20 protein-coding genes are annotated in these 20,908 nt (G+C 67.2%); 7 read left to right on the top strand and 13 right to left on the bottom strand.

Annotated elements, in window-relative coordinates; all coding sequences use genetic code 11:
- The first annotated feature begins 2 nt into the window (after positions 1-2).
- Positions 3-1,682 carry an FAD-binding dehydrogenase gene (locus OG203_RS00150; RefSeq protein ID WP_405163573.1) on the top strand — a complete coding sequence of 560 codons (1,680 nt, stop codon included), beginning with the start codon at positions 3-5 and terminating at the stop codon, positions 1,680-1,682.
- Here the strand turns inward: OG203_RS00150 and OG203_RS00145 are convergent.
- From OG203_RS00145 to OG203_RS00135, 3 genes are all read right to left on the bottom strand, one after another.
- Entirely contained in the window at positions 1,679-2,626 is a 948-nt protein-coding gene (locus OG203_RS00145; RefSeq protein ID WP_405163572.1) for an expansin EXLX1 family cellulose-binding protein, read from the bottom strand. The two genes, OG203_RS00150 and OG203_RS00145, sit on opposite strands and share 4 nt — an antisense overlap.
- Positions 2,627-2,867: 241 nt before the next feature.
- Positions 2,868-4,010, bottom strand: a complete 1,143-nt coding sequence (locus OG203_RS00140; protein WP_405163571.1) for an acyl-CoA dehydrogenase family protein — start codon at positions 4,008-4,010, stop codon at positions 2,868-2,870.
- A 171-nt stretch (positions 4,011-4,181) separates the two neighbouring features.
- A complete protein-coding gene (locus OG203_RS00135) occupies positions 4,182-5,894 on the bottom strand; it encodes a transposase (RefSeq protein WP_405163570.1) in 1,713 nt (570 codons plus the stop codon).
- 32 nt (positions 5,895-5,926) lie between these two features.
- Between OG203_RS00135 and hemC the strand changes: the two genes are divergently transcribed.
- Positions 5,927-6,994 (top strand): hydroxymethylbilane synthase, encoded by a 1,068-nt coding sequence (hemC, locus tag OG203_RS00130; protein WP_405163569.1) that lies wholly within the window; start codon positions 5,927-5,929, stop codon positions 6,992-6,994.
- Between the two features lie 5 nt (positions 6,995-6,999).
- Here the strand turns inward: hemC and OG203_RS00125 are convergent, their stop codons facing one another.
- Together OG203_RS00125 and OG203_RS00120 are read right to left on the bottom strand one after the other, a co-directional pair.
- On the bottom strand, positions 7,000-7,842 hold the full coding sequence (locus OG203_RS00125; protein ID WP_405163568.1) for an IclR family transcriptional regulator: 843 nt from the start codon (positions 7,840-7,842) through the stop codon (positions 7,000-7,002).
- 144 nt (positions 7,843-7,986) lie between these two features.
- Positions 7,987-8,247, bottom strand: coding sequence for a three-helix bundle dimerization domain-containing protein (locus OG203_RS00120; RefSeq protein WP_405163567.1), 261 nt, complete (start codon positions 8,245-8,247; stop codon positions 7,987-7,989).
- A gap of 175 nt (positions 8,248-8,422) precedes the next feature.
- On the opposite strand from OG203_RS00120, the gene OG203_RS00115 reads away from it, so the two are divergent.
- Complete coding sequence (locus OG203_RS00115) at positions 8,423-8,905, top strand: nuclear transport factor 2 family protein (protein WP_405163566.1); 483 nt, start codon at positions 8,423-8,425, stop codon at positions 8,903-8,905.
- Positions 8,906-8,970: 65 nt separating this feature from the next.
- Positions 8,971-10,020, top strand: a complete 1,050-nt coding sequence (locus OG203_RS00110) for an aminotransferase class V-fold PLP-dependent enzyme (protein WP_405163565.1) — start codon at positions 8,971-8,973, stop codon at positions 10,018-10,020.
- A 10-nt stretch (positions 10,021-10,030) separates the two neighbouring features.
- Here the strand turns inward: OG203_RS00110 and OG203_RS00105 are convergent, their stop codons facing one another.
- Together OG203_RS00105 and OG203_RS00100 are read right to left on the bottom strand one after the other, a co-directional pair.
- Positions 10,031-10,909: a fumarylacetoacetate hydrolase family protein gene (locus OG203_RS00105; RefSeq protein WP_405163564.1), complete on the bottom strand. Its 879-nt coding sequence runs from the start codon at positions 10,907-10,909 to the stop codon at positions 10,031-10,033.
- On the bottom strand, positions 10,906-11,787 hold the full coding sequence (locus OG203_RS00100; RefSeq protein ID WP_405163563.1) for an amidohydrolase family protein: 882 nt from the start codon (positions 11,785-11,787) through the stop codon (positions 10,906-10,908). The genes OG203_RS00105 and OG203_RS00100 overlap by 4 nt, the downstream gene beginning before the upstream one ends.
- Before the next feature lie 40 nt (positions 11,788-11,827).
- Here OG203_RS00100 and OG203_RS00095 point away from each other — a divergent pair, with 40 nt between their 5' ends.
- Entirely contained in the window at positions 11,828-12,496 is a 669-nt protein-coding gene (locus OG203_RS00095) for a FadR/GntR family transcriptional regulator (RefSeq protein WP_405163562.1), read from the top strand.
- A 17-nt stretch (positions 12,497-12,513) separates the two neighbouring features.
- Here OG203_RS00095 and OG203_RS00090 read toward each other — a convergent pair whose 3' ends face one another.
- The 6 genes from OG203_RS00090 to OG203_RS00065 are packed head-to-tail and all read right to left on the bottom strand — an operon-like array spanning position 12,514 to position 18,696.
- Positions 12,514-13,434, bottom strand: a complete 921-nt coding sequence (locus tag OG203_RS00090) for an aldo/keto reductase (RefSeq protein WP_405163561.1) — start codon at positions 13,432-13,434, stop codon at positions 12,514-12,516.
- Positions 13,427-13,762 (bottom strand): L-rhamnose mutarotase, encoded by a 336-nt coding sequence (locus OG203_RS00085; RefSeq protein ID WP_405163560.1) that lies wholly within the window; start codon positions 13,760-13,762, stop codon positions 13,427-13,429. The genes OG203_RS00090 and OG203_RS00085 overlap by 8 nt, the downstream gene beginning before the upstream one ends.
- Positions 13,763-13,764: 2 nt before the next feature.
- Positions 13,765-14,775 (bottom strand): ABC transporter permease, encoded by a 1,011-nt coding sequence (locus OG203_RS00080; protein WP_405163559.1) that lies wholly within the window; start codon positions 14,773-14,775, stop codon positions 13,765-13,767.
- The gene (locus OG203_RS00075) at positions 14,772-16,268 is read right to left on the bottom strand and encodes a sugar ABC transporter ATP-binding protein (protein ID WP_405163558.1); all 1,497 of its coding nucleotides are present in this window, start codon (positions 16,266-16,268) and stop codon (positions 14,772-14,774) included. The genes OG203_RS00080 and OG203_RS00075 overlap by 4 nt, the downstream gene beginning before the upstream one ends.
- On the bottom strand, positions 16,265-17,362 hold the full coding sequence (locus OG203_RS00070; RefSeq protein WP_405163557.1) for a sugar ABC transporter substrate-binding protein: 1,098 nt from the start codon (positions 17,360-17,362) through the stop codon (positions 16,265-16,267). The genes OG203_RS00075 and OG203_RS00070 overlap by 4 nt, the downstream gene beginning before the upstream one ends.
- Positions 17,359-18,696: an enolase C-terminal domain-like protein gene (locus tag OG203_RS00065; protein ID WP_405163556.1), complete on the bottom strand. Its 1,338-nt coding sequence runs from the start codon at positions 18,694-18,696 to the stop codon at positions 17,359-17,361. Before OG203_RS00065 ends, OG203_RS00070 begins: the two co-directional genes overlap by 4 nt.
- Before the next feature lie 212 nt (positions 18,697-18,908).
- Here OG203_RS00065 and OG203_RS00060 point away from each other — a divergent pair, with 212 nt between their 5' ends.
- The gene (locus OG203_RS00060) at positions 18,909-19,679 is read left to right on the top strand and encodes an SDR family NAD(P)-dependent oxidoreductase (protein WP_405163555.1); all 771 of its coding nucleotides are present in this window, start codon (positions 18,909-18,911) and stop codon (positions 19,677-19,679) included.
- Positions 19,676-20,908: an alpha-hydroxy acid oxidase gene (locus tag OG203_RS00055; RefSeq protein ID WP_405163554.1), complete on the top strand. Its 1,233-nt coding sequence runs from the start codon at positions 19,676-19,678 to the stop codon at positions 20,906-20,908. The genes OG203_RS00060 and OG203_RS00055 overlap by 4 nt, the downstream gene beginning before the upstream one ends.

Below are 20,908 nucleotides of genomic sequence, written 5' to 3'. Positions count from 1 at the left end.
ACATGTCCGATCCCGCATTCGCCACCGAGGCAGATGTCATCGTCGTCGGCGCCGGGCTTGCCGGTCTTGTCGCGACCCACGAGCTGGTCAAGGCCGGCCGCAAGGTGCACGTACTCGATCAGGAGAACCGCAACAACCTTGGCGGACAGGCCTTTTGGTCGCTCGGCGGATTGTTCATGGTGGACACACCGGAGCAGCGCCGCCTCGGCATCAAGGACTCTTATGACCTGGCGCTGCAGGATTGGCTCGGCTCGGCCGGTTTCGACCGCGACGACGAGGATCGGTGGGGCAGGCAGTGGGCGCAGGCCTACGTCCGGTTCGCGACCACCGAGAAGCGTGACTATCTGCACGAACTCGGGCTCAAGGTGACCCCGCTGGTCAGCTGGGCCGAGCGCGGTGGGGGTTTCGCTGACGGACACGGCAATTCGGTGCCGCGCTTCCATCTCACCTGGGGCACCGGGCCCGAGGTGGTGCGGGTGTTCGCTGAGCCGGTGCTGGCGGGTGAGCGAAAAGGGCTGGTCGGCTTCAGCTTCCGGCATCGCGTCGACGAGTTGATCGTCGAAGACGGTGCCGTGGTCGGCGTGCGCGGCAGCGTCCTGGCGGAGACCGACCTCGAGCGCGGCAAGGCGTCGTCGCGAAACATCGTCGGCGAGTTCGAGTTCCGGGCGAAGGCGGTGATCGTCACCTCCGGCGGCATCGGGCACAACCATGAGCTGATCCGGCGCAACTGGCCGACCGAGCGGCTCGGCAAGTGCCCGGAGACTATGATTTCCGGTGTGCCCGCGCATGTGGACGGGCGGATGCTCGGCATCACCGAGTCCGCGGGCGGCGCCATCGTCAACCGGGACCGCATGTGGCACTACACCGAGGGCATCAACAACTGGAATTCGATCTGGCCCGACCACGGTATCCGGATCATCCCGGGGCCGTCCTCGCTGTGGTTCGACGCGAACGGAAAGCGTTTGCCCGCACCGTGTTTCCCCGGCTTCGACACCATGTCCACGATGAAGGAGATCCTGGCCACCGGCTACGACTACTCCTGGTTCGTGCTCACCCAGTCGATCATCAAGAAGGAGTTCGCGCTGTCGGGTTCGGAGCAGAACCCCGACATCACCGGCAAGGACCTCAAACTCACGCTGGAGAGCCGGTTCGCCAAGGGCGCGCCGGGTCCGGTGGAGGCGTTCAAGAAGCACGGCGCCGATTTCGTGGTCGCGGACAACCTGCGCGACCTGGTAGCCGGGATGAACAAGATCGCGCGCGGCCCGCAGCTCGACTACGACGCCCTGGAACGCCAGATCGTCGCCAGGGACCGGGATGTGGCGAACAAGTACTCCAAGGACAGTCAGCTGATGGCGATCACCAACACGCGCCAGTTCCTCGGCGACAAGTTCAGCCGGGTCGCCAAGCCGCACCGCATTCTCGACCCGGCGGCGGGACCGCTCATCGCGGTCCGGCTGAACATCCTCACCCGAAAGACGTTGGGCGGCTTGCAGACCAATCTCGACTCGCAGGTGATGCGCCAGGACGGCACCGCATTCCCCGGCCTCTACGCGGCGGGCGAGGTGGCCGGGTTCGGTGGTGGCGGCGTGCACGGATACAACGCGCTGGAGGGCACCTTCCTCGGCGGGTGCATCTTCTCCGGGCGCGCCGCGGGCAAGGCCCTTGCCGCGAAACTCCGCTAGCGCCTACAGCTCGCCGACGACAGATTCGATGACGAGGACGGCGCGGCGGCCAGGGTGGTCGGCACGGTCACCGGCGGCTGCGTGGTCGCCGGCGTGGCGAAGGGCGGTGTCGCACTGTAGAGCCGGGCTCCGGTGGGGCGCAGCCCCGGTGCCATGGTGATGCCGTTGACCTCCGCCTGGTTGCCATGCACGTCGGTGACCCGTGCGTCGAACGGTCCGGATCCGGCGCCGGAGACGGACCAGTAGTTGTCGATGCCGCGCGTGAGGTTCTGCCAGGCGCCGCCGCCGGATGGCCGAATGGCGACCTCCCGCAACGGGTTTCCGGCACCGCTGAACAGGATCGCGAACCAGGAGCGGGTGGAATCCGGCTTCACCTGATAGGACAGTTCGGGCGGCGGCTCCGGATCGCGCACGACGCTGTAGCGGACCTTGGCCACCCCGTCGGACAGATCGGCGAGCTGGGTGAAGGCGGCGACGCTCAAATCCAGTTGTCCCGGAGCACATGCCGGGCAACGGTCGACGATGAGCGCGCGCACGTCGCCGCGCGGCCCCTGGATGTCGAGGTAGGCGCCGCATGGGTCGGCCTTGCCGAACTCCGGCGTCGACATCCCCACATAGAAACCGTCCATCGGCAGTCCGGGGAACGAGCACGAGACCCCCTGGCTGAACGAATAGAAGCGAGCCTCCCCCGAGACGACGGGTTGCGGTGCCGGCGCGGCGGTCGTGGTCGGCCCAATACTGGTGGCGGCCACCGGCGTTCGCGAGGTCGCCGACTGTACCAGCACATTCGAGGTCGCCGAGGTGGCAAGCGCGTTCGGCGTATCGCAGTGCAGCGGCTCCGGGCGGGTCAGCCACACCGCGACACCCGCGATCGCGACCAAGCCGATCGCGGACCACAGCCACCCCGAACGGAAGTGTCGTTGGTTGATCGGTATCCGGTGCATCGCTCCCCGACTACGACTCACTCCTCACGGACTGTCGATCCTGACGTCCATAGGAAAGCAGTCGAACGGCAGGCGCACGTCGGGAACGTAAATTCTCCGCAGTGAAAGACTCACGCTTCAGCAAGCATGAGGCAAATGCCCAGCATCCTGCTGGACACCTCGGCAGCCCACCGGAAATTCACCGGCCGACATGCGCGGTGCGGATTTCGCGCTGCCACACGGCTACTCGCGGTAATGCGGGCTATGCGAAGCCGTCCATCAGCGAAAGCACGCGCAGCATCACCTCGTCCGCACCGCCGCCGATGCTCAGCAGGCGACTGTCCCGGTAGGCGCGGGAAGTCCAGGTCTCCTCCATATAACCCATGCCGCCGTGCACCTGCAGACACCAGTCCGCCACCTGCCGGGTGAGCCTGCCCGCCTCGAGCTTGGCGATGGTGGCCATCCGGGTGACGTCACCGCCGCCGGTATAGGACTGGGCGATGGCCTCGGTGTAGACGCGCAGCATGTCCACCTTGGCGGCGAGCTCGGCGTAGGTGTATTGGAGGTATTGGTTCGCCGACAGCGGCTGGCCGAACACCTTTCGCTGCTTGGCGTAGTCGCGGGTCAGCTCGAGTTCCATGGCGCAGCTGATCGGCGCGCTGTACGCGGCGAACATGCGCTCCATCACGAACTGCGACATCTGCTGCTGGAAGCCGCGGCCGATCTCGCCGATGGTGTTGCGCACCGGAACTCGCACGTCCTCGAAGGTCAGCAGGCCGGTGTCGGAGGCGCGCATGCCGAGCTTGTCCAGCTTGCGGTCCACCCGGAAGCCGGGGGTGTCGGTGGGCACGATGATCTGGCTGATCCCCCGATACCCGCCCTCCGGCGAGGTGCGCACCAGGGTGCACAGCCAGTCCGCCTGAACGGCATTGGTGATGAAGATCTTCGAGCCGTTGATCACCCAGTCCTCGCCGTCGCGGCGCGCGCTGGTCCGGATTCCGGCCACGTCCGAACCGGCCTCCGGCTCGGTAACCGCTACGCCGCAGACGGTTTCACCGCGCATGGCGGGCGCCAGGTACTCCTGCTTGAGTTCCTCGCTGCCGTGCGCGTGCAGCGACGGCGTCGCCATCGCGACGTGCACGCCGAGCGCCATCGGAAACGACCCGTGCGCGACACGACCCAGCTCCTGGCACAGCACCACCGTGAACAGGTGATCGGCGCCCTGCCCCGAGTAGGCCGGGTCGTATTCGAGCCCGAGGATGCCGAGCTTGGCCATATCGGCGAAAACCTCGTGCAGCGGCATCATTTCGGCCCGCTCCCACTCGTCGACATGCGGGTTGATCTTCTGCTCGACGTAGCGCCGGACCATCGCCCGGAATTCCTGATGTTCGTCGCTGTACATCACACACGCTCCTACTCCGAGCCCCCTCGACCCCCTTATTGTCACCACGCCAGTACCACCCGCCGCACCATTTCTGATTTCCCGCACCGGAAAACGCAGGCGGGCTGTTGCGGAATGAGAAATGGGCTTCGGTGGTGGCCGGCCGCTTCGCGGCCGGCCACCACCGGGTGCTTGTCAGCAGGGAGTGGGGGTGAGATGCCCGGTGCTGATGGCTTTGAACAGGTTGTGGACCAGGGCGTGGAAGCTGAATTCGGTGGTGGCGCGGTAGTGGCCGCGGCTGGTGAAGCGGCGGAACCCGAGGTTGTGTTTGGCGTGAGCGAAGGGGGTTTCGGCGATGTGGCCGCGGTGGCGGTAGAGAGCCGCGCCTTGGGAGGTGGCCAGCAGGTGAGTCATCTTCTGGATCGCGGTGGCATCGGCGGGCGGGGGCCCGGTGGTGGCTGCGATGGTGGCCAGGTCACGGCGTTTACCGACGGCGATGAGCCGCTCGGGTCCGGCGGTGGTGAGGTTGTCGGTGGACAGGTAGCCGGTATCGGCGAGCAGTATCCCGATTCCGGTCGCCGACGGTTCGCCCAGCGATGCCGCGGTAGCTTCGGTCTGGGTTGTTGCGGTGAGGTATTCATCGAGAAGCATTGCCATGGAAGGATTTTCGACGGTTCCTGCGGGTTGATGGCTAGTAATGAGGTCGGCGGCGGTGTGGGTTTTGGCCATGATGTCGGTGAAACCGGCGGTGTCGCTGGGGTTGCTGGTGAGGTGGGTGGTGATGATCAGTCCGTCGCTGCTGGTGACGGTGTGACAGTTGAACCCTTGCAACCAGCCCCCACCCCGCAGCGGCATCGGCCGGGATTCGGGATCGGTGATGTTGCGCTGAGTCTTTCGCTCGGGCCGGGCCTGCTCGCGGGTGGCGGCGGCGATGGCCCGGTCCAGGGCCTTGCGGACCCGTCGCACCGCGAACGCTTCGTCCACCGGTACGGGCCGGCGACCACGCCGGGACCCACCGGCGTGGTAGTCCTGGACTTTCTGCTGCTGTGCGGCGCGGGCTTGTTCCCAGTTCCGGGTCAATATCTGCACCCGGATCTCGGCTGGCGGGGTCCCGACCCGCTGACCTTGCTCGTCACGACGACGCTGATAGTCGCTGATCCGCGCCGCACGACCCGCGGCCCGCTCGGTGGTCTCGGCCTCGAGCTCGGCCAACGCCCGAGCGATCCGCGCCGCCCGCGCCGAGGGCTCGACCAATTCCGCGGGCATCCCGCCACCGCGTTCACCGGGCCCGAACTGTTCATCCTCGGCGGCGTCTGTCGCGGCGTGTTCAGCGGCCGCGGCCCGCGCCGCGGCCCGCGCGGCGGCCCGCGCGGCATCAGTGCCGGCCTGCTCAGCGGCCGCGGCCCGCAATCCCTTCCCGGTGCGGTTCGCGCTCAACGACGCGTTCGAGGCGATCTTCACCGAATCGATCGCCACCACCCCCAACCGGCCCAAACCCAGCCGTGCGCACAACACCAGCACCTGGGAGAACAACTCCTCCACCACATCAGCCAACTCGGCACGGAACCGGGCGATCGTCACATGATCAGGCACATCCCCGGCACAGATCACCCGAAACGCCACATCACGCGAGCACAACCACTCGATCTTGCGCGAGGACCGCTGCCCCTGAGCCCACGCCCAGATCAACAGTGTCAGCAACATCTCCGGGTCATACCCGGCACGACCCACACCACCAGTGCGGCGTTTGGCATGCAACCGGGAAGTATCCAACCCCGCCACCGCCTCGATCACCAGCCACACCGGATCCGAATCAGCCAACCACTCCCGCATATCCGGCGGCATCAAAAACTGTTGATCACGTTCCACCGGTCGATAACCCTTGGCCACCAACACATCATCGATCACCAACCCCCGACACACCCACCAACCCACCAAACATGTTGTCCGGCCACTACGCGGCCAGACAACACCCACCCCTCATTTCGCAACAGCCCGCAGGCGATTCTCGGTGCGGGAAATCACTGGGCGGGCAGCTCGGCGCGGCGTGCGGCCGGGGCAGGAGTAAGGTGCCGGGCATGTCGCGTGCGCGCATTATTCGGATCGCTACTCGGTCCAGTCCCATGGCGGTGGCTCAGGCGGAGCAGGTCGCCGGGTTGCTTGGTGGGCTCGGGGTGGGCAGCGAGTTGGTCAAGGTCACCACCGCGGGGGATCGCTGGATGGGTGATCTGGCCAAGCTCGGCGGCAAGGGCGCCTTTGTCAAGGAGATCGACCACGCGCTGCTGGTGGACGAGGCCGACCTGGCGGTGCACTGCCTCAAGGACATTCCCGGCGATATCCCGGTGCCCGAGGGCCTCGCGTTCGCCGGATATCTCTCGCGCGATGACGTGCACGACGCGGTGATCACCGGTAACGGCGCCCCGCTTGCCGAACAGCCCGAGGGGACCGTGGTCGGCACCAGCTCGGTGCGCCGGGCCGCACAGTTGCGCCTGCACTACCCGCACCTGACGGTGAAACCGTTGCGCGGCAACGTCAATACCCGGCTTGCTCGCCTCGAAGAGGGTCATATCGATGTGCTGATCGCGGCCGTCTCCGGCCTGCATCGCGTCGACCAGGCCCATCGGATCACCGAAACCCTCGACCTCGACACCATGTGCCCGCCCATCGGCGCCGGCATCATCACGCTGGAGTGCCGCGCCACCGACGCCGAAGTGCTCGACCTCGGCGCCCGCCTCGATCACCCGGACACGCACCGTCAGGCCGATGCCGAGCGCGCCATGCTGCATGCCCTGCAGGGACACTGCAACTCCCCCATCGCGGGTTACGCGAGCACCGACCGCACCGGCCGACTCACCTTGCACGGCAAGGTATTCAGCCAGGACGGCACCCAGTGGCTCGACTCGCACCACTGGGGCGTGCCGGAAGATCCGCAGGCACTTGGCTTCTTCGTCGGCGCGGACCTGCTCCGCCAGGGCGCGCGCGCCATCATCGACGCGATCCCGCACTGAGGGCTTCAGCGCCAGCGGGCGTGCCGAGGGAACAGCGAACGACCTGCCTCGTGCGCGACCTCGACCAGCACGCGGGCCAGCCGCGCGGTGTCCAAAGTTGTTCGCTCGCCGCCGATTTGACCGGATAGCGACAGCGCGGCCACCGCGGCACCACGACCGCGGAGGGGAACGGCGACGCAGGCGATGCCCGCGACCGATTCCTCGTTGTCCACCGCGACGCCCTGCCGCTGTCGGATGCGCGCGAGTTCGCGATGCAATTCGGCTCTGTCGCAAATGGTTCGGGCCGTCAGCTGCGGCAGGTGATCGCGGAACGAGGTTTCGACGATGCTCGGTTCCAAGGAGGCAAGCAGCGCCTTGCCGAGAGCCGTACTGTGCGCGGGCATTCGGCCGCCGAGCCGGGTCGGGACGGTGGCGGCGAACCGGCCGCCCGCCTTGTCGAGGTAGAGCACCTCGCGGCCGTCGAGTACGCCGAGGTGTCCGACCATGCCGGTGCGTTGACAGAGATCGTGCAGCAGCGGGCTCACCACATCGCGAATCTCGTTGTGGTCGGCGGCAAGTCCGCCCAGCTCCAGCGTGCGCATGCCTAGTCGATAGCCGCCGGGGGCATGCGCGAGCCACCGTAATCGGATCATCTGGTCGAGAATGCGATGCACCGTCGAGCGCGGCAGGCCGGTGCGTTCGGAAAGGCCGAGCAGGGTGAGCGTCGGTGTCGCACTGTCGAATGCGTCCAGTATCAACGTCATTCGCTCGATCATGGACACCGGCGGCTGTGGCGGCCGAGCCGATACCTGTCCCGTTCCCGTCCATAACTCGCCGGACTCGGGAGGTGTCACCGCCTCGACCGTCATAGCTCACCTCCACTGTGTGCTCGCCTAGAGCTTAGATCACGTTTGTGTCACCCATCACAGTGCCTCGGCGAGCGTGCCGTGGAATCCCGGAAACTACGGAGAGCACTACGGATCTTCTCGGTAGCCGGGAACGAATCTTGACAGCTATACCGAACTGCTCTGCTGACCGACCAAGGCGTACAACCACTCTCGCGTATAGCGCTCGGCGAGTAGCGGGAGGAAGTTGTCGATGGTCGCGTGATCGGCGACGTGGTCGTAGGCCGAGCGGAGGAACTGTTCGATGGCGTCGTCGGTGATCAGGCCTTCGAACTCTTCCTCGAGGCGAATCGCGGCCGCGTGCAAGGCAACCGCTTGGTCGAGGGACGGATCGTGGGGGTTGGGCGAGGTAACAGGGCTGTCGTTCACAGCAGACTCCCGATCGTGACGAGACATTCGGTGCGGTGAGCGCATGCGCTGGTTTCGGCATGCCTCGCTCTGTCGAATACCCATCGGGCGGCGCGGGACACGTTCGATTGTCCGCAGCGCAGACAAATTAGAACAGGTTATTGTCTGCCGCCCGGTCGCGTGCCACGCTGATGAGATGGATCTCGCCGCCATCGAAGCCGTTCGCCAGCTCAAGTACCGATACTTTCGGACGCTCGACCTCAAACGGTGGGACGAGTTCGGCGACACCCTCGCCGTCGACGCCGTCGGACGCTACGGTACCCACGCGCTCGGCGAACCGCTGAACCTGGACGGTCGCGACGCCATCACCGCGTTCATGCGCGAGAACCTCGGTCCATCGGTGGTCTCGGTGCATATCGCGAACCATCCCGAGATCGTTGTCGACGGCGAGACCGCCACTGGCTCATGGGCTTTCGAGGACACGGTCATTGCCACCGAATACGGTGTGCTGATCCGAGGCGCCGGTTACTATTCCGACACCTATCGGCTCGACGCCGACGGCAGCTGGCGCATCGCGTCGACCAGTTACCAGCGGATCTACGAATCGATGCAGTCGCTGGCCGACACACCGAGCCACCAACTACTGACGAACATGTGGGCGACACCGACGCCGAAGTAGGTTTCGGTCCACTTTCGGCATGCTGGCGCTGGACGGGTACGCGACGGCGGCGGATGCTCCTAACTATGTCCTCCCTCGCGCCCGCTGAGTTCTCGTCCGAAGTCACCTACCTCAACACCGCCTCGTACGCGCTGCCGCCCGCGCGTTCGCTGGCCGCCGTCCGCGAGACGACCGCGCGGTGGGCACTGGGCCGAGGCGGCCCGATGACGAACGATTACCTGGTGCCGCAGCTGCGCGAGTCGTTCGCCGGGCTGCTGGCTGGTGCCACCGCGGATGACATCGCGCTCGGCAATGGCGCCGCCCCCTTGATCGGTCCGATCGCCGTCGCGCTGCCGCCCGGCGCCGAGGTGCTGGTGGCCGAGGGCGAATTCGCCTCTGTCACCATGCCTTTCCTGCACCGCGGTGACCTCACCGTGCGTTTCGTGCCGCTGGAGCGCCTCGCCGATGAGGTGCGGCCGGAGACCGCGCTGGTCGCGGTGAGCGTGGTACAGTCCGCGGACGGGCGGATCACCGATCTGCCGACGCTGCGGGCGGCAACGCGGGCGCACGGCGCACGGCTGCTGATCGACGCCACACAGGCGGCGAGCTGGCTGCCGCTGAGCTTCGCCGACGCCGACTACTGGGTGTGTTCGACCTTCAAGTGGCTGATGGGCGCACGCAGCGTCTCGTTCTTCGCCGCCGGACCGGAGGCGACCGAGACGGTGCGCCCGCTCGCACCAAGTTGGTACGCGGCCGCTGACCCGTGGGCCGAGCTGTACAACCCGGCCAAGCTGCCGTCCACCACCCGTCGATTCGATTCCACCCCCGACTGGCTCGGCGTGACCGCCGCGAGCGCGGGGCTCTCGCTGATCGAGGAGTTGACGGTCGAGAAGATCAACGCGCACAACCTCGGACTGGCCGACCGCTTCCGGGCCGGACTCACCGAACTCGGTCTAGAGGCGGTGCCGACCCGTTCGCCGATCGTCTCCGTCCTCGGCGCGGGTGACGCGGCGCCGCGCCTGGAGCAGGCCGATGTCATCACCTCGGCGCGTAACGGCGGGCTGCGCTTCTCCTTCCACCTGTACAACGCCGTCGAGGACGTGGATCGGGCACTGGAGGTTCTCGCCGCGGAATAACCGACCGGGCTTACGCCTGGACCGGTGCTTGCGCTGATTCGATCACGGCATCGCGGCATCGTTGTCTGGCCCGGCCGATCCCCTCGATCTCGACCTCGACTACATCGCCGTCGCGCAGGTACGGAAAACGACCCGAAAGTGCCACCCCCGCCGGGGTTCCGGTGTTGATGATGTCGCCGGGCTCGAGGACCGCGTACTGGGACAGATGCCAGACGAGGTAGCCGACGTCGAAGATGAGGTCGGCGGTGCTGGATTCTTGGCGCGCTTCGCCGTTCACGAACGAGCGCAGCCGCAGGTTGCCTGGGTCGAGCCGGGCGCGCGGCACGAGCGCGGGGCCGAGTGGGTTGAAGGTCTCGCAGCACTTGCCTTTCGACCACTGGCCGCCCGATTGTTCGAGCTGGAAGGCGCGTTCGGAGACGTCGTTCGAGATGGTATATCCCGCAATGTGATTCAGCGCCTCGTCGACGGAGTCGAGGTAGCGTGCGCGGCGGCCGATGACCACCGCGAGTTCCACCTCCCAGTCGGTCTTCTTGGCGCCGCGCGGGATCAGCACGTCGTCGTAGGGGCCGATCACGGTGTTCGGGGTCTTGAAGAAGACGACGGGGGTCTGCGGCGGTGCCGAACCCGATTCCGCCGCGTGCGCGGCGTAATTCATGCCGATGCACCACACCGCCTGCGGGCGCGCGACCGGGGCACCGATGCGCTCGCCGGTGATGTCGACGCGCGGCAGGCTGCCCGCCGCGAGCGCCGCGGCGACGGCCGCGATACCGTCGGCGGCGAGGAAGTCGCCGTCGATGTCTCGGGTGAGCGAGCGCAGATCGTAGGCGTAGCCGCCGTCGATCACGACCGGTCGCTCCGCGCCCACTTCGCCGATGCGCTGCAACTTCATTCGGGTTCCCCTTCGGTGTGCCAGGTCGGTGCGAGCGGTAGTTGGTAAGTGCGCCAGGCGACTTCGGTCAGTACCTGGATGCGGTCGGCCGGGGTCAGGTTGGCCAGCGTGTCGAGGGTGGTCTGCCAGACGGTCCGATATGAGGCGGCGGTGAGCGTGAAAGGCCAGTCGCCGCCGACCATCAGCCGCGCTGGGCCGAAGCACGCCACTGCGTGGTCGACGTAGGGCTGCCAGCGGCTGGCGTTGATCTCGGTGCCGGATACCGTGGCCAGGCCGGAGATCTTGGCGACCACGTTGGGCTCGGCGGCCGCCTCGGCGAGTAGATCGGCCCATGGTTGCCAGCCGCCGGTCGCGATGGGTGGCTTGCCCAGGTGGTCGAGGACGATGGTCAGGTCGGGGTGTTCGCGCGCGATCTGTGGCACCTGCGCGAGCAGATCCGGGCGTTCGGCCACCGCGTCGAAGACGAGTCCCGCGTCGGCGATCAGTGCCAGGCCGTCCGAAACCTCGGGTCGCAGTAGCCATTTCGGGTCGGGGTCGCGGTGGATCATGTGCCTTACCCCGACGAATTCGGGATGCGCGTGCAGTCGGGGCAGCTCGGCGGCGACGATATCGGGCCGATGCAGTGGCAGCCAGCCGACCACGGCGGCCGGGTGCGGCCATGCCGTCGCGGCAGCAAGCAGGGCGCGATTCTCGGCGAGTGAATCGGCGGCCTGCACCAGCACGACCGCGCCGATACCGTGCTCGAGTAGGTCCGGCCGCACATCCGCCAGGGTGTAATTCCGGTACAAAACATCCGATGTCTCGGTCAGCCAGTCGTACTCGACGTCGAACATTCCGCCGTCTATCCGCCAGATATGGACGTGGGAGTCTACAGTCATCGGAGGCATACGTTCACATCCTCGAAGGCGAAGGAATCAGGTGTCGGTCACCGACGACGCGATAGCGAAGATCAAGGCGATGATCATCTCGGGCGATCTCGAGCCGGGCGCGCGGCTGCCCCGCGAGGCGGACCTGGCCGCCCAGCTCGGCGTCTCGCGCAACTCGCTGCGCGAAGCGGTGCGCGCGCTGTCGCTGGTCCGAATCCTGGACGTGCGGCAGGGTGACGGCACCTATGTGGCGAGCCTCGAACCGAAGTCGCTGCTCGACGCGATGAGCTTCCTGCTCGAATTCCATCAGGACAACTCGGTGCTGGACATTCTCGGTATCCGGCGCATCCTCGAACCCGCCGCCACCGCCCTCGCCGCGCAATCGATGCCGGCGGACCGGATCGCGCGCCTGCGCACCCTCGTCGAACCGGAGCACAACTCGGTGACCGAGCTCGTCGCGCTCGATCTCGAGTTCCACGGCGCCATCGCCGCCGCCTCGGGCAACAAAGTGCTTGCCTCCCTGCTGGATTCGCTGTCGCTGCCGACCATGCGGGCCCGGATCTGGCGCGGCATCACCGAGGAGCGGGCGTTCGAGCGCACCGTCGCCGAGCACCGCGGCATCTGCGATGCGATCGCCGCCCGCGATCCGGAACTCGCGCACGCCCGGGCCCTCGCCCACGTGGCAGGCGTCATGGAGTGGCTGCACCGCGCCGCAGGCTGACCACCCCGCCTTGCGGGTCATGTGCACCGGTCCAGTTCGTGCCAAAGGTCTTCCGGGACAGCGGTGTTCAGCATCGCGATGGTGTCCTCGATTTCCGTCTTTATGCCCGCGCCGATGACGGTGGCGCCGACCGCCGGGTTCCGGCGCGGGAACTGTAGCGCGGCCGCGCGCAGGGGGACATCGTATTTCGCGCAGATGCGCTCCATCGCCTGCGCGCGTTCGATGATGTCGCGTTGTGCGGGCCGGTAGTCGAAAGTGGCCCTGCGGGTGGGATCGGCCAGGATTCCGCTGTTCAAGACACCGGCGACGAGTACTCGAATGCCTCGGCGCGCGCATTCGGGGAGTAGCTCGGTGTCCGCGCGACGGTCGAGCAGCGTGTAGCGACCAGCGATCATGACGTGATCGATGGTGGTCTCGCGCACGAAGCGCAGCGCTACGTCCACGTCGTTAACACCGACGCCGATGCCCGCGACGATGCCCGCCGCGCGCATTCGCTCCAGTTCGGGCATCGCCGCGGCGAGAGTTTGGTCTTGATGGTCGTCCGGATCGTGGATCAGCAGCAGGTCGACCCGGTCCATGCCGAGTCGTTGCAGTGAGTCCTCCAGCGAACGCCGCACGCCGTCCGCCGAATAGTCGCGTCGCCGTGAGCGTTTCGGCGCGCCGTAGAAGTCATCGATACCGTCGGACGCGAGCGGATCGTCATAGAGCAGCCGTCCTACCTTCGTCGACACCGAGTACGACGATCGCGGCTGCGACCGCAGGAATCGACCGAGCCGTTCCTCGCTGCTGCCCGCGCCGTAGTGCGGGGCGGTGTCGAAGGCGCGAATCCCCGCGTCCCAGGCCGCCGCGATGCCCGCTTGCGCGTCCGCCTCGTCGACCGCACGGAACAGCCCCGCGTACCCCGCGCCGCCGAGGACGATGTCGGCTACGTCATTCACCGGCTTCTCCGGCGGGATTCAGCTCCCACACCACCGGCAGTGCCGCGTCGGTCCCCACCGCCGAATAGTCGTGCGCCGCTTCGAGATACTCGTTGATCCGCAGCTGCCACGCGACGTTGACGGGCAGTTCCGCCAACCGGCTCAGCAGCAGATCGTAAGCGGCACAGTCGATCACGTGGAACAGGTCGGTGCCGCTGCGCCAAATGGTCCAGGACGTGGCACCGGCGTCCCTGATGGCGGCGGCTAGTTCGGCGGGCACCGCACGGTGTGCCGCCTCGTACTCGGCCTCGGCGCCGGGTTTCAGCTTGGTGTGCAACGCGATTCGCACGCTCACTCCTGCCGTCGTCCGCTGGCGACGCGGGTGATCACCAGGGCGACCAGGATCAGCGCACCGTTGATGAACTTCAGCGAATCCGCGCTGACCCCGCCGTAGGACAGCAGCTTCTGGATCAGCGTGAGGATCAGGACACCGAAGAACGCGCCGAGCACCGACCCGCGCCCGCCATTGAGCGCGACACCGCCGATGACGCAGGCGGCGAACACCTGGAAGATCATCCCGTCACCCTGGCTGACCTGCACGCTGGCGAACTGTCCCGAGTAGATGAGCCCGCCGATCGCGGCGAGCCCGCCCGCGATGATCAGCACGGCGATGACAACGTTATCGGTACGGATGCCCGCGGCCCGCGCGGCGGCCTCGTTGCCGCCGACGGCGTACAGGGCGCGCCCGGCCGTCGTATAGGTGAGCACGAGATAGCCGATGAGGAACAGCGCCAGGCAGAGCGCCACATCGACCGGAACACCCAATATCCGTGTGTTCCCGAGCCATTCGACCGACGGCGGAATCTTGGTGAGCGTGAAACCCTCGGTGAGGAAGGTGAGCAGCCCGCGCAGGGCGATCAGCATCGCCAGGGTCACGATGAAACCGTTCAACCCGAACCGGACGATCAGCACCCCGTTGAGCGCGCCGACGGCGAGGCCGACGAGCAGCGCGATCGGAATGGCCATCCACGGCGAGGTCCAGGTGTAGGCGCCGACCTTCGCGGTGCCCATGGTCGCCCAGATGGCGACACCGGGGGCGAGCCCGAAGGTCGACTCCAGCGACAGGTCCATCCGGCCGACCACCAGCACAAGCACCTCGGCCAGCACGATGAGCGCGATACCGCTCATCGAGGTCAGCACGTTGGTCAGGTTGGTCGAGGAGACGAAGTTGGTGTTGATGAAGTAGCCGACCACCAGCACCAGCACAATCGGTGGCACAAGCAGGAAGTCGCGCAGCGCACCCCAGCGCACCGTTGCCAGCGACCGCCGCGCGGTTGGCTCGTTGGTGGCGATCGAGGTCATGACAGTCCTTCCATGGCGGCGACGAGTTCCTTGTCGCCCCAACCCTTCTCGAATTCTTCAGCGATCCGGCCCTGCACCATCACCAGGACCCGATCGCAGTCGCGCAGATCGTCGAGCTCGTCCGACACCACCAGGACGGCGGTGCCGCGGTCGGCGGCGTCGCGCACGACACCGCGCAGGGTTTCCTTCGACCGGACATCGACGCCCGCCGTCGGCGTGATCAACACCAGCACCGCGGGATCGGTGGCCAGCGCACGCGCGAACACCACCTTCTGCTGATTACCGCCCGACAGTTCGGCGACGCTCTGGTCGGGGCCCTCGGTTTTGATGCCGAGCTCATCGATGGCCTTGCCCGCCACCGTGTTCCGGGTGCGACGCGACAGCAGCCCGAGGCGTCCAAGCCGGTGCGGCACGGTCAGGGTGGCGTTGTCGGCGACGCTCATCTCCGGAATCAGGCCCTCCTCGTGCCGATCGCGGGGCACGAAGCCGATGCCAGCGTCGAGTGCGGCGCGAACTCCACCGCGGCGCAGCCGATTGCCGGACACGATGATGGAACCCGCTGCCGCCTTGCGCAATCCGACGATGGTCTCGGCGACCTCGATCCGGCCGCTACTGCCACCGCCCGCGAGTCCGACGATCTCGCCCGGTTTGACCTCGAACACCACCTCGTCGAATTCGCCTGCCCGCGAGAGACCTTCGACCCGCAGCGTCGGCGCCGCCGTGCCATCGGGGTCGCGCCGCGCGACCGGCGTTTCGAGTTCGACCGAATCGCCGGTCATCGCGGCGATGAGCGCCGCCTTGCCGAGCTCGGCGACCGGCGCGGTCAGCACGTGCCTGGCATCGCGGAAAACGGTGATATCACGGCAGATTTCGTAGGTCTCGTCCAGGTGATGGGAGATGAACAAGAAGGTGACGCCCTGCGCCTGCAGATCCCCGATCCTGTTGAACAGCCGTTTGATCGCGGGTCCGTCGAGCTGCGCGGTCGGCTCGTCCAGGATGATGAACCGCGCGCCGTGCGAGAGCGAGCGCGCGATCTCGACCAGCTGACGATGCTCCACGGATAGATCGCGGGCGACGGTATCGACATCGACCGGCACCGACCACGTGTCGAGGAGTGCACGCGCTCGACCACGTACCTTGCGCCAGTTGATGATTCGGCCGCCGAAGCCTTGGCTGTTGATGAACAGGTTCTCCGCCACCGACAGATCGGGAATGATCGTCGACTTCTGATACACACACGCCACCCTGGACCGCCAGGCGTCCCGGTCGGCGGGCGACGGCGCCGGAAGACCGTTGAACCGCACCTCCCCCTCATCGGGAGTCGCGAGCCCGGTCAGTATCGACACGAGCGTCGATTTCCCCGCACCGTTACGGCCGACCAACGCGTGCGTCCGCCCGGCTTCCACCCGCAGGCCGACCCGGTCGAGCGCGATCACGTTGCGGCCGAACCGTTTCGACACATCGATCGCTTCGGCAATGGGTTCGCCGGTCATCCGCCGTGACCCCACAGGCCGGGCGCGGTGGTGGTCAGGGTGTCGAGTTCGCCGACCTTGCCGCCTGTTCGGGTGACGACCGGGGCGGGCAGCTGGTCTTCGAGGGTGCCGCCGACGCCGGTGTCGATGATCGTCGACCCGTGATCGGTTGGCCCCGGCGTGAACTTGCGGCCGTCGACGGCGGCCTTGGCGTAGAACGCCGCGTACTGCGCGTACAGATCGGCGGGCTGGGAGATGGTCGCGTCGATATCGCCCGCTTCGATGGCGTCGAGCTCGGCCTTGATGCCGTCGTTCGACACGATCGTGATGTGGCCTGGCGCACCGGCTTTCACCAGTTTGTTGCTGCGCCGCAGCAAGGCCATCGTCGACTGCAGGAACACGCCACCGGCCTGCATGTAGATGCCGTTGATATCGGGATCGGTCAGCAGTTTGTCCTGCAGGCCGGAGACGGCACGATCGCCTTTCCAGTCGGTCGGGATCTCGATCACCTTGATGCCGGGGTAGCGCGTCTTCATGCAGTCCGCGAACGCCTCCGACCGATCGCGCCCGTTGATCGAACTCAGGTCGCCCTGAAACTCGACGACTTTGCCTGCGCCCTTGAGTGTTTCACCGAGATAGATACACGACTTGGTGCCATAGGCGCGATTGTCGGCTCGCACGACCATGTACACCCCGCCGCTGTCCGGGCGGGTGTCGACGCTGACCACCGGCACATTCTTCGCCGCCGCCGCAGTGAGCGCGGGCTTCACCGCGGCGGTGTCCTGCGGCGCCATGATGATCGCTTTGACGTTCTTCGACAGCAGGGTGTCGACGTTCGACTTGAGCCGGTTGGCGTCGTTGTCGGAGGAGGTGTTCTCCAGCTTCACGCCGACCGCGGCGGCCTTCGGCCCTAGATAGCCCGCGTAGGCGCTCCAGAAGTCGGAATCCGAACGCGGCTGATCCGCGCCGACGAGGACGCCGTTGTCCGCGCCGACCCCCACCGTGACGGCTGGCGCCGTGTTCCCGGTGTCGGTGGGTTCTCGGGAGCAGGCGGCACCCGAGGCGATGACCAGTGTGGCGCCGAGGGCTACGCCGATGATGCTGGCGGTTTTCATGCGATCTCCTGCTGTTGGGTCGAGCGGGCCTGTGGATCCGCGCGCCACGCGGCTCCGGTCGGATAGGCGTAGTCGCGCAGCGATTCGGGCAGCATTTCGGCGCTGAACCCTGGCTCGCGTGGCACGAGATAGTGTCCGCCGACCACACGCACCGGATGGCGGAAATGCTCGTGCAGATGGTCGACGAATTCGATCGCGCGGTCCCGCATGGTTCCGGTGATCGCGAGGTAGTCGATCATCGCCAGATGCTGGACCAGCTCGCACAGCCCGACACCACCCGCGTGCGGCACCACCGGAACACCGAACTTGGCCGCCAGCAACAGAATTGCCAGATTCTCGTTCACCCCGGCGACCCTGGCCGCATCGATCTGCAAGATGTCGACGGAACCGGCCTGCAGCAGCTGTTTGAACAGGATCCGGTTCTGGCCGTGTTCGCCGGTCGAGATGCGCACCGGCGCGACACGGCGGCGGATCTCGGCGTGGCCGAGGATGTCGTCCGGGCTGGTCGGCTCCTCCACCCAGGCCGGATTCGCCGGTGCAAGACGGGAAATCCAGTCCACGGCCGCGTCGACATCCCACCGCTGGTTCGCGTCGACGGCCAGTCCGATATCGGGCCCGATCGCCGCCCTGGCGACCTCGACCCGGCGCACGTCCTCGTCCACATCGCGGCCCACCTTGATCTTGATGGTGCCGAATCCGTCGGCCACCGCCTGGCGCGCCAGCCGGGCCAGCTTGTCGTCGGAGTAGCCGAGCCAGCCCGGCGAGGTCGTGTATGCCGGATATCCGGTCTCGAGCAAGCGGGCGGTGCGCTCGTGCCTACCTGGTTCGGCGCGGCGGAGAATCTCGAGTGCCTCGTCGGGGGTGATGGCATCGGTGAGGTAGCGGAAGTCGACCAGGTCGACGATCTGCTCCGGCGACATCTCGGCGACCAACTGCCACACCGGTTTTCCGGCGAGTTTCGCGGCGAGATCCCACGCGGCGTTGATCACCGCGCCCACCGCCATGTGCATGACGCCCTTCTCCGGTCCGAGCCAACGCAATTGGGAATCGGCGGCGAGGGCGCGGGCGAATCCTCCGAGGTTCCCGGCGATCTCGGCCACGTCCCGGCCGACCACCAAGTGCTCGAGCGATCGGATCGCGACGCACTGGACGTCGTTTCCCCGGCCGATGGTGAACGCGAAGCCATGACCCTGCGGCCCGGCCGGGTCATCGGTCCGAAGGATCACGTAGGCCGCCGAATAGTCGGGGTCGGGGTTCATCGCGTCCGAGCCGTCCAGCTCGCGCGAGGTCGGGAACCGGACGTCTAGCGTGTCCAGCGCCGTGAGGTGCGCCATGGGGTGATCCTCGTTCCAGATAGTGATCTGGATCACGACTATACATCGGATGTCTGCTCGCGCAATGGATGTTCGAGAATTCGTCAATCCTGGTTGCGCAGTGGCAATCTGGCGCGAACGCTGGCGATCGGTGTTATCTTCGCCAGTGTTAAACATCGGACCTGTCCGGCGGCGAAGTCACGCACCGGAACCGAGGGGAGAAGGTGGTCGGTATGTCGTCGCAGGACACGTTCGATGGGCTGGTGGCGGTGGTTACCGGTGGTGCGTCCGGCATCGGGAAGGCGGTCACCGAGACCTTGGCGGCGGCGGGCGCGCGGGTGGCGGTGCTCGATCTCGACCCGCGCGACACCTCGGCCGTGCGCTGCGACGTTGCCGACGACGAGTCGGTGCGCGGCGCGATCGCGGGAGTCGTCGATACCTTCGGGCGGATCGATATTCTCGTCAACAATGCTGGCATCGGCGCGCAGGGGACCATCGCGGACCACACCGACGACGAATGGCGGCGCGTGTTCGAGGTCAATGTCTTCGGCACGGTGCGCGTTTCCCGCGCCGCACTCCCCCACCTGCGGCGCTCACCGGCCGCCGCGATCGTCAACATCTGCTCGATCGCGGCCACCACCGGGCTGCCCGACCGCGCCGTGTACAGCGCGAGCAAGGGCGCGATACTCTCGCTCACCCGAGCTATGGCCGCAGATCATCTCCGGGAGGGTATTCGGGTGAACTGCGTCAATCCCGGCACCGTCGACACACCCTGGGTGCAGCGGCTACTGGCCGCCAGTGCCGATCCGGCCGCCGAGCTGGCCGCGCTACAGGCACGTCAGCCGCACGGGCGCCTGGTCTCGGCCGATGAAGTCGCCAGCGCTGTCGCCTATCTGGCCGGTCCGGCCGCGGCGTCCGTCACCGCGACGATGCTGGAGGTCGACGGCGGCATGCATTCGCTGCGGTTGCGCACCGCGGCACAGGTCGCCGGGGCGGCCCGGTGACCGCGCGCAGGTTACCGCGTCCCCGCGAGCTCGCGCCGCTGGTCAAGTTCGAGCGTCCGTTCGGCGGTCGGGAGCGCAAACTCGCTCGCGCCCAGACGATCTGGGAGCTGCGCGAGTTGGCTCGCAAGCGCACCCCCAAGGTCGCGTTCGACTACACCGACGGCGCCGCCGATGCCGAGATCAGCCTGCGCCGAGCCCGGGAGGCGTTCTCCGACATCGAGTTCCGTCCCGCGATCCTGCGTGACGTCGCCGTCACCGACACCGCGGTGGAGGTGCTCGGCAGGACGGCCGCGCTGCCGTTCGGTATCGCGCCCACCGGGTTCACCAGGATGATGCACACGGCGGGCGAGCTGGCGGGGGCGCGTGCGGCCGAACGCGCGGGCATTCCGTTCACGTTGTCCACGATGGGCACCACGGCGATCGAGGACCTCGCGGCGGGGACAGGACCCAACGGCCGCAACTGGTTTCAGCTCTACATGTGGACCGACCGTGATCGATCCATGGGGCTCATCGAGCGAGCGGCGCGGGCGGGCTTCGACACCCTCGTCGTCACGGTCGACGTGCCGGTGGCGGGTGCCCGGCTGCGTGACGTGCGCAACGGCATGACGGTGCCGCCGTCGATCACGCTGACCGGTGCGCTCGACGCGCTGCGCAGGCCATGGTGGTGGTGGGACTTTCTGACCACCGAGCCGCTGGCGTTCGCCTCGCTCGACCGTTGGTCGGGGACGGTGGCCGAACTCCTGGACGCCATGTTCGACCCGACCGTCGGGTTCGATGATCTGGCCTGGATCCGGGAGAACTGGCCGGGCAAGATCTTGGTGAAGGGCGTGCAGACCGTCGACGACGCGAAGCGGCTGGCCGGGCTCGGCGTCGACGGCATCGTGCTGTCGAATCATGGTGGGCGGCAATTGGATCGCGCGCCCGTACCGCTGCACCTGCTGCCGTCGGTGGTGCGGGAAGTGGGCGACGACATGGAGATCCACCTCGACACCGGCATCATGCACGGCGCCGATATCGTCGCCGCCCTCGCCCTCGGCGCACGGTTCACCCTCGTCGGGCGCGCCTATCTGTACGGGTTGATGGCCGGGGGTGAGGCAGGTGTCGACCGCACGATCGACATCCTGCGCACCCAGATAGTCAGAACCATGCGGCTGCTCGGCGTCGGCTCGATCGAGGAACTCGAACCGGGGCACGTTCGGTTGCTCGAGCGGTATCGAGCGCGCGAATAA

It is taken from the genome of Nocardia sp. NBC_01499 (assembly GCF_045040275.1).
Classification (GTDB): domain Bacteria; phylum Actinomycetota; class Actinomycetes; order Mycobacteriales; family Mycobacteriaceae; genus Nocardia.
The sequence above is the reverse complement of the archived record's forward strand: the minus strand, read 5'-3'. Positions and strand labels throughout refer to the sequence as shown.

What these genes read in the sequence shown, in the direction of transcription:
- OG203_RS00150 (WP_405163573.1), top strand. Translation starts at nt 3, where the DNA reads ATGTCCGATCCCGCATTCGCCACCGAGGCAGATGTCATCGTCGTCGGC.
- OG203_RS00145 (WP_405163572.1), bottom strand. Translation starts at nt 2,626, where the DNA reads ATGCACCGGATACCGATCAACCAACGACACTTCCGTTCGGGGTGGCTG.
- hemC (WP_405163569.1), top strand. Translation starts at nt 5,927, where the DNA reads ATGTTGTCCGGCCACTACGCGGCCAGACAACACCCACCCCTCATTTCG.
- OG203_RS00125 (WP_405163568.1), bottom strand. Translation starts at nt 7,842, where the DNA reads ATGACGGTCGAGGCGGTGACACCTCCCGAGTCCGGCGAGTTATGGACG.
- OG203_RS00115 (WP_405163566.1), top strand. Translation starts at nt 8,423, where the DNA reads ATGGATCTCGCCGCCATCGAAGCCGTTCGCCAGCTCAAGTACCGATAC.
- OG203_RS00110 (WP_405163565.1), top strand. Translation starts at nt 8,971, where the DNA reads ATGTCCTCCCTCGCGCCCGCTGAGTTCTCGTCCGAAGTCACCTACCTC.
- OG203_RS00105 (WP_405163564.1), bottom strand. Translation starts at nt 10,909, where the DNA reads ATGAAGTTGCAGCGCATCGGCGAAGTGGGCGCGGAGCGACCGGTCGTG.
- OG203_RS00100 (WP_405163563.1), bottom strand. Translation starts at nt 11,787, where the DNA reads ATGACTGTAGACTCCCACGTCCATATCTGGCGGATAGACGGCGGAATG.
- OG203_RS00080 (WP_405163559.1), bottom strand. Translation starts at nt 14,775, where the DNA reads ATGACCTCGATCGCCACCAACGAGCCAACCGCGCGGCGGTCGCTGGCA.
- OG203_RS00075 (WP_405163558.1), bottom strand. Translation starts at nt 16,268, where the DNA reads ATGACCGGCGAACCCATTGCCGAAGCGATCGATGTGTCGAAACGGTTC.
- OG203_RS00070 (WP_405163557.1), bottom strand. Translation starts at nt 17,362, where the DNA reads ATGAAAACCGCCAGCATCATCGGCGTAGCCCTCGGCGCCACACTGGTC.
- OG203_RS00065 (WP_405163556.1), bottom strand. Translation starts at nt 18,696, where the DNA reads ATGGCGCACCTCACGGCGCTGGACACGCTAGACGTCCGGTTCCCGACC.
- OG203_RS00060 (WP_405163555.1), top strand. Translation starts at nt 18,909, where the DNA reads ATGTCGTCGCAGGACACGTTCGATGGGCTGGTGGCGGTGGTTACCGGT.